The 7280-nt window shown below is 65.4% G+C and carries 5 protein-coding genes and 2 pseudogenes; 6 read left to right on the top strand and 1 reads right to left on the bottom strand.

Annotated features, from left to right (window positions below):
- The 4 genes and pseudogenes from VGV37_RS29915 to VGV37_RS29900 form a co-directional block, all read left to right on the top strand.
- A pseudogene (locus tag VGV37_RS29915) lies at positions 1–538 on the top strand (hypothetical protein); the annotation flags it as partial.
- 5 nt (positions 539–543) lie between these two features.
- Complete coding sequence (locus VGV37_RS29910; RefSeq protein ID WP_326883535.1) at positions 544–1686, top strand: iron-containing alcohol dehydrogenase; 1143 nt, start codon at positions 544–546, stop codon at positions 1684–1686.
- Complete coding sequence (locus VGV37_RS29905; protein WP_326883534.1) at positions 1683–3095, top strand: amidase; 1413 nt, start codon at positions 1683–1685, stop codon at positions 3093–3095. Before VGV37_RS29910 ends, VGV37_RS29905 begins: the two co-directional genes overlap by 4 nt.
- Positions 3096–3104: 9 nt before the next feature.
- The gene (locus VGV37_RS29900; RefSeq protein ID WP_326883533.1) at positions 3105–4121 is read left to right on the top strand and encodes a CE1758 family FMN-dependent luciferase-like monooxygenase; all 1017 of its coding nucleotides are present in this window, start codon (positions 3105–3107) and stop codon (positions 4119–4121) included.
- A 171-nt stretch (positions 4122–4292) separates the two neighbouring features.
- Here VGV37_RS29900 and VGV37_RS29895 read toward each other — a convergent pair whose 3' ends face one another.
- Positions 4293–6422 carry a response regulator gene (locus VGV37_RS29895; RefSeq protein ID WP_326883532.1) on the bottom strand — a complete coding sequence of 710 codons (2130 nt, stop codon included), beginning with the start codon at positions 6420–6422 and terminating at the stop codon, positions 4293–4295.
- Between the two features lie 462 nt (positions 6423–6884).
- Between VGV37_RS29895 and VGV37_RS29890 the strand changes: the two genes are divergently transcribed.
- Positions 6885–7088: a DUF3311 domain-containing protein gene (locus tag VGV37_RS29890; RefSeq protein WP_326883531.1), complete on the top strand. Its 204-nt coding sequence runs from the start codon at positions 6885–6887 to the stop codon at positions 7086–7088.
- Positions 7085–7280, top strand: a pseudogene (locus VGV37_RS29885) (sodium:solute symporter); the annotation flags it as partial. The gene VGV37_RS29890 and the pseudogene VGV37_RS29885, both read left to right, overlap by 4 nt.

Genomic DNA, 7280 nt, shown 5'->3' with positions numbered 1-7280 from the left:
CGGTGTCTGGACCAAGGGCGGCGTGCCGGCCACGGCCGCCATCCAAGGCATGTGGTCCGTCGCCATTTCCGCCCGCGACCTGCCCCAGTTCGCGGCCTTTCTGACCGAAGGCATGGGTTTCGAGAACCAGGGGCCGGATGGCTGCGAGACCCGCTTCATGGTGGGCGAAGGCAAGGCGCGCCGGATGCTCGAAGTCCTGCATGAGCCCGATCGTGCGCAGGGCAGCTGGAGCTATTCGCCCGGCACGGTCCATCACATCGCGTTCGATCTGCCCGGCCTGACGATCCAGGAAACCTTGAAGCTGCATCTCGAGGGTCAGGGATACGTCGACGTTTCCGAGATCAAGGACCGCAACTATTTCAAGTCGATCTATGTCCGCACGCCATCGGGCGCCCTGTTCGAAGCCGCTGTGACCCATGAAAAGGGCTGGCTGAAGGACGAGACTTGGGAAACCCTCGGCCGCGATCTGAAGTTTCCGCCCCGGATGGAAGACCGTCAGGCCGAGATGGCCGCGAAACTCGAGCCGATCTCCGAGTAGACAAGATGATCCCATCCCCGATTCCCGCCTCCCCTATCCTCGACGCGCCGAGAGCGGGACGGCACGATACCCTACCGACCCGCAGCGTCATCTGGGGGCCGGGCTGTCGGTCGAGCCTGCCGGAAGAACTCGCACGATTGGGCGCCAAGCGCGCCTTCCTGCTGACGACCGCCAGCCTGACGCGCCAGGGCGAGCACGTCCGCGGCCTGCAACGCATCCTGGGTGATCGGTTTGCCGGCATGCTGGACGATTTGCCCGCTCATGTGCCGGTGTCGGCGCTCGATGCCGCCCAGCTCATGGTTGCCCAGACCGGTGCCGACGTGCTGATCGCCTTCGGCGGCGGCAGCGTCATCGATGCGGCAAAGGCCCTGGCCGCGCGCATCGCTCAGAATTCCGGTACCGCACCCGACATCATCGCGATGCCGACGACCTTGTCGGGCGCCGAATTCGCCCACGTCTACGGCGTGCTCGAACAAGGCGATCGCGGGCCATACAAGCGCGCATACGCCGACCCCGTGGTCACGCCGCGCCTGATCTTCCTCGATCCGGAACTGACCTTGTCGACACCGGATACCCTCTGGTTCAGCTCCGGCATCAAGGCGTTGGATCATGCGATCGAAGGCATTCTGCTGCCCGGCGATCGGCCGATTACAGACCTGGTCGCGTTCGAGGGGATCGCCCGCATGGCGGCCGCGTTGCGCTCGCCTCGTCCGCGAGATATTGCCGTCCGGCTCGAGGCGCAACTGGCCGCCTGGATGTGCTATTTCGCGCCGGCGACGATCCGCGTCGCACTCAGTCACCGGATCGGCTACGTGCTGGGCGGATCCTATGGCATTGCCCATAGCGTGACCTCCGGCATCACATTGGCGCCGGTCCTGCGGGCGTTCGCCAGAACCGAACCGGCGAAGGTTGCTAGAATCTCGGCCGTTCTGGCGCCCGGCCAGGATCAGCCGGAAGCCGCAGCCGAAGTCGTCGAAGGTTTGGTCCGCAACCTGGACCTGCCCTATCGGTTGCGCGACGTCGGCATCGACCAAGCTTTGGCCCCAGGAATAGCGGCGCTGGTCCGGCACCACTTCCCGGACGATTGTGCGCGCCTGGATGGACTCGGCCCCGAGTTCTTCGAAGAGCTCATCCGGTCCCTGTGGTGACGCTGCCGCCTGCCCGATCCGCGACCGAGTTGCTGGCATTGTTCCGAGACAAGACACTTTCGCCGGTCGATACCCTGCGCAGTACGATGGCGCGGATCGAAGCGATCAATCCCACGATCAATGCACTGACCACTCTGTGCCTCGATCGGGCGATCCAGGACGCGCGGGCTTCCGAACGCCGCTATCAAAGCGGAACGGCCCGCCCTCTCGACGGATTGCCCTTCGTCGCGAAGGATCTGCTCGATAGCGCGGACGTCCGCACGACCTATGGCTCCGTCCTCTATCGCGACAATGTTCCGACGACCGATGCGACGGCGATCGCCCGGCTGCGTCTTGCCGGCGCCATTCTGGTCGGCAAGGCGGCGACCCATGAATTCGCGTGGGGCTTGACGACGAGCAGCTCCCTGCACGGGCAGACGCGCAATCCCTGGAATTTGACCCGGATTCCGGGCGGATCGAGCGGTGGATCCGCTGCAGCCCTGGCCGCCGGCCTGGTGCCGATCGCGCTGGGCACCGACACCGGTGGATCGATCCGCATTCCGTCGGCCTTCTGCGGCACCGCCGGGCTCAAGCCGAGCCGCGGCCGGGTGCCCGGCACCGGCACTTTTGCCTTGGCGCCCTCGCTCGACCATGTCGGTCCGATGGCACGATCGGCGGCCGACCTTCAAGGCATCCTGTCGGTTCTCGATGGAACATGCGCCCCCGCAGGGACGCTGCCCAAGCCGGAGACGGCCGATCTGCGCGGCGTCAGGATTCTCGTCGTCGATGAATTGCATCCGGTGGCCTTGGTCGGCGATCACGCCGACACCTTCGCCCAAGTATGCTCATGTCTTCGTGGGCTGGGTGCGAGCGTGCTCGAGACGCGCTGGCCGCTTCATCAGCGTCCAGACCCCTATCGAATTCTCGCACCGACCTTGAACGCCGAAGCCCGCATCCTGCACGAAAAAAAGCTCGGGCTCTATCCGGCGCGCGCTGCGGACTATAGCCCCGACGTCCGCGCTCGCCTCGAACTCGCCGGGCAATACCAATTCGCTGACTATGTCGAAGCGGCCGAGCGACGGGCGGCGTTCGGTGCGGCACTCTGCGGTTTGCTGGCCGACGCCGACGTCTTGCTCAGCCCCGTCTCGGCCGTGCCCCCGCCCTGCATCGGCAGCGACTTGGAGCGGGTCGATCATGACGGTCGATCCCTGGACCTGCGGACCGCGGTGATCGGCTTCTGCGCTACCCAAAACCTCACGGGATTGCCCGCTTGCGCGATCCGCGCCGGGTTCGATTGCCTGGGCTTGCCCGTCGGCGTGCAACTGACCGGCCGCTTCGGCGAAGACCATCGGCTGCTGCGGATCGCCGTGGCCTTGGAAAGCGCCTTGGGCACCGGCCACCGGACCTGGCCGGATTTAGCGATAGCTTGAAGGAAAATCATGCAGATCGGCATCTTCAGCGTCGGCGAAAACCCGCCCAATCCGCTGACCGGAACCACGCCCAGCGAGCATGACCGCATCAAGGCGATCGCCCAGGCGGCGATCCATGCGGAGCAGGCCGGCCTCGATGTGTTCGCGATCGGCGAGCACCATAACCCGCCCTACGTGCCGAGTTCGCCGACGACGCTGCTCGCCTACATCGCGGCACGGACCAGCCGGATCACGCTATCGACGTCGACGACCCTGATCACCACCAACGATCCGGTCAAGATCGCCGAGGACTATGCGATGCTCCAGCATCTCGCCGACGGTCGGCTCGACCTGATGCTCGGCCGCGGCAATACGGCGGCCGTGTACCCCTGGTTCGGTCATGATATTCGGACCAGCGACGAACTCGCGGTCGAGAACTACGCATTGCTCCGCCGCTTGTGGACGGAGGAAGCGGTCTCTTGGCGCGGCCGGTTCCGCACGCCGCTCGATCGCTTCACGTCGACGCCTCGCCCGCTCGATGGCAAACCGCCCTTTGTCTGGCATGGGTCTGTCCGAAACCCTGACGTGGCCGATCAGGCCGCCCTTCACGGCGACGGCTTTTTCTCCAACAACCTATTCGGCCCGGTGAGCCATTTCGGCCGTTTGGCCGCTCTATATCGAGAGCGCTACGCCCATTATGGGCACGGCACCGCCGAGCAGGCCGTGGTCGGCGTCGGCGGTCAGATCTTCGTCCGCCCGAACTCCCAGGATGCAATGCGCGAGTATCGGCCGTTCTTCCATAACATGCGGGTCTATCAGGGCGCCGGATCTCTGGAAGAGGTTGCCGGTCGGACCGCGCTCACTGTCGGTAGCCCACAGGAGGTCATCGACAAGACACTCGGGTTTCGCGCGCATTTTGGCGACTACGGGCGGCAGCTGTTCTTCATCGACGGCGGCGGCCTGCCGCTCAAGGCCGTTCTGGAGCAGATCGACATCCTCGCCGAGAGGATCCTCCCGACCTTGCGCAAGGAATTCGCGGCCGGATAGATCGGAGCCGCACGTAGCTACGCGCACCGGCCAAGTACTCAGCCATGCCGCGACAAACGGCGTAAACCCACCGAAGATCGTCACGGCGATGTTGGAGCTGAGGGAAATCGAGGTCGCCCGCACGGACGACCGGTCCACCAAGCAGACAAAGCGCGGGAACCCGACCTAATCTCATTCCGCTTTAGGCGGGGAAAGCCAGCGGCCAATGACCGTGAGGATCTGGGTGGCATCGAACGGTTTCGAGAGATAATCGTCCATCCCGGCTTCGAGGCACAGTTCGGCATCCCCCCGCATGGCGTTGGCGGTCAGGGCGATGATCGGGATCCGGTGACCCGGCGGTTCGTGCCGGCGGATCTCGCGCGTCGCTGCCAGCCCATCCAAGACCGGCATCTGCACGTCCATCAGGATCAGGTCGTAAGCGCCGGCGGCCCAGGCGGCGACCGCCTGGGCGCCGTCGCTGCACAGATCGATAGAATGACCCGCCCGCTCGAGCAGAGCACGGGCGACCTCTTGATTGATGGTATTGTCCTCGGCGATCAGGATCCGGCCACGGATGCTGCCGGCCGGGGTGACTGGTGCCTTGGCGACATCCGGTTCCGGTCCGGTTCGCCCGCTCAGTATCCGAGCCAGACAGTCGACGAGCTGTTTGCGGCGGACCGGCTTCGCGAGGATCGCATCGAAGCCCAGGGCGGCCGCATTTCCAGCGGGCGCGCCGACGGAAGAGGCCAGAATCAGCTTCGGTTGCGGCCAGCCGGCCGACTGGCGGATAGTCGCGGCCAGCAGGTCGCCCGACATGGCCGGCATCATCCGATCGGTCAGCACGACGTCGAACGGGGCGCCGTCTTCGACCGCCGCCTGCAGGATCGCGAGTGCGGTGGCACCGTCCGACGCCTCGTCGGTCAGCACGCCCTGCGCTGCGAGCTGGCGGGCGAAGATGAGCCGGTTCACGTCGTCGTCGTCGACGATCAGCACGCGCGTGCCGGCCAGGTCCGGCGCCGCCCGGCGCCGCACGGCCGGCTTCGCCTCGCCGCGCGGCAGGACGAGGGACAGCCAGAAGATCGTGCCGCCGCCGGCCCGGTCTGCGACGCCGATTTCGCCGCCCATGAGCTCGGTCAGTTGACGACAGATGGCAAGCCCGAGCCCCGTGCCGCCGAAGCGCCGGGCGACGGAGCCGTCCCCTTGCTGGAACTTGTGGAACAGCAGTGCCTTGGTCGCGTCGGACAGGCCCGCACCGGTATCCTGCACCTCGATGCGGAGGCCGATGTGGCCAGGACCGGCCTCCGTCGCGCGAACCTCGACGACTACCGAGCCACAGTCGGTGAACTTGATCGCATTCGACACGAGATTGAGCAGGATCTGGCGCAGCCGCGTCGGATCGCCCCGGAGCGGCTGCTGCACGGTCTCGTCAAGCCAAGCGGCGATTTCGAGGCCCTTTTCGCGTGCGTTCGCCGCCATCAGCTCGACCGCATCCTCGACGACCGCCTCGAGGCTGAAATCGATGGCCTCGAGCTCGAGACGCCCGGCCTCCAGCTTGGCAAGGTCGAGGATGTCGTTGAGGATGTCCAACAGCGCGTCGGCGGAAAACCGCACGGCCTCGGTGTATTTGTGCTGTTCGGTGGAGAGCTGCGTGCCGAGCAGCAAGCCGTTCATGCCGATGATGCCGTTCAACGGCGTGCGGATCTCGTGGCTCATGTTCGCGAGGAACTCGGACTTCGCCTTGTTGGCCGCATTCGCAGCGGCGCGGGCCTCTTCCGAAAGGCGTGCCGCATCCCGCAGTTCGTCCGCCAGCCGCTGCCGCTCCGCGATCTCCTCGAGCGCGCGCAGGCCGGCGAGGCGCAGTTCCATGGCGTCGATGACGATCGCCGCGAAATCCTCGAGGACCTCACATTCGGCTGCGGTCAGCACGCGGGGGACCTGGTCGATCACGCACAGGGTGCCGAGCCGGTGACCGTCGGGCGCCTTGAGCGGTGCCCCGGCGTAAAAGCGGATGTTGGGTGCCGCGATGACTGCCGAGTTCTGCCGGAAGCGAGCATCCTCCAGCGCGTCCTCGATGACCAAGAGCTCGTCGCTCATGATGGCGTGCGCACAGAACGTCTGCTCGCGCGGCATTTCCGTGGCGTCGATACCATTGTGCGACTTGAACCACAGCCGATCTTCGGCGACGAGCGAGATGAGCGAGATTGGCACGCCCAGTATGCGGTTCGCGAGCGTCGTGATCCGCTCGAACGCTTCTTCCGGCTCCGTATCGAGAATCCGATAGCGGTCGAGCGACCGCAGCCGCTCGATATCGTCGACCGGCATCGGAGAGCTGGACTGGCATACTGGCAATGTCATCTCTGGCTACCCGGGCTCCTTGCACCCGATATCCTCCGCCATCCCGCATCAGGCCTTACAGGGCGGTGGCGATCGTTGGGCAGGGTTCGACTGTTCTCGATCGAACCATGCGCGCGCAGATATTGAGCCGGCGTGAACTATTGTCCCTCCGGGCCAATTATCCGTTGCATCGAGATGCGGACCTCTGGCGGTCCCTTTGGCTGCCGCCCTGTCGACCCGACGACGCGCGGCGTCGCATGGCAGCGATCGTTTCCCGGCGGCCAGACCCCCAACCCATGGAATGAACGAAGGTAGGGGGAGGCGGATCGGGAATGACCCTGTAACCTGGGGCCCAATCAATCATCCTGCCCGCCGCACTCCGACCCGATCGATGCTCTCGGGACGAGGCCGTTCTTCGCAAGGGCAAGGTTTTTCTTGAGGGGAGGCAACGTGAATATTCGAGGAAATCCCGAGAAGTCTGGTGGGGTGTGGCTATGGGGGCTGCTGCTGCCGTATATCGCGCTGCTCTGGCTGCCGTTCTACAACGCGAAGGAACCGGCCATCGCCGGCTTTCCGTTCTTCTACTGGTATCAGTTCGCGTGGGTGCCGCTGACGTCGCTGCTGATCTACCTTGTCTATAGGAAGGTCAAATGAGCGATACGATCAACTGGACGGCGCTCTGCGTCTTCATCCTGTTCTTCGCGCTGGTCACGGTCATCGGCTTCTTCGCGGCCCGCTGGCGCGCCGGCGACATGACGCAGCTCCATGAATGGGGCCTGGGCGGCCGGCGGTTCGGCACGATCATCACCTGGTTCCTGGTCGGCGGCGATTTCTACACGGCCTATA

This window comes from Aliidongia sp., assembly GCF_035943795.1.
In the GTDB taxonomy this organism is placed as follows: Bacteria; Pseudomonadota; Alphaproteobacteria; order ATCC43930; family CGMCC-115725; genus Aliidongia.
This window is presented reverse-complemented; position numbering and strand designations above follow the sequence as displayed.

What these genes read in the sequence shown, in the direction of transcription:
- VGV37_RS29900 (WP_326883533.1), top strand. Translation starts at nt 3,105, where the DNA reads ATGCAGATCGGCATCTTCAGCGTCGGCGAAAACCCGCCCAATCCGCTG.
- VGV37_RS29910 (WP_326883535.1), top strand. Translation starts at nt 544, where the DNA reads ATGATCCCATCCCCGATTCCCGCCTCCCCTATCCTCGACGCGCCGAGA.
- VGV37_RS29895 (WP_326883532.1), bottom strand. Translation starts at nt 6,422, where the DNA reads ATGCCGGTCGACGATATCGAGCGGCTGCGGTCGCTCGACCGCTATCGG.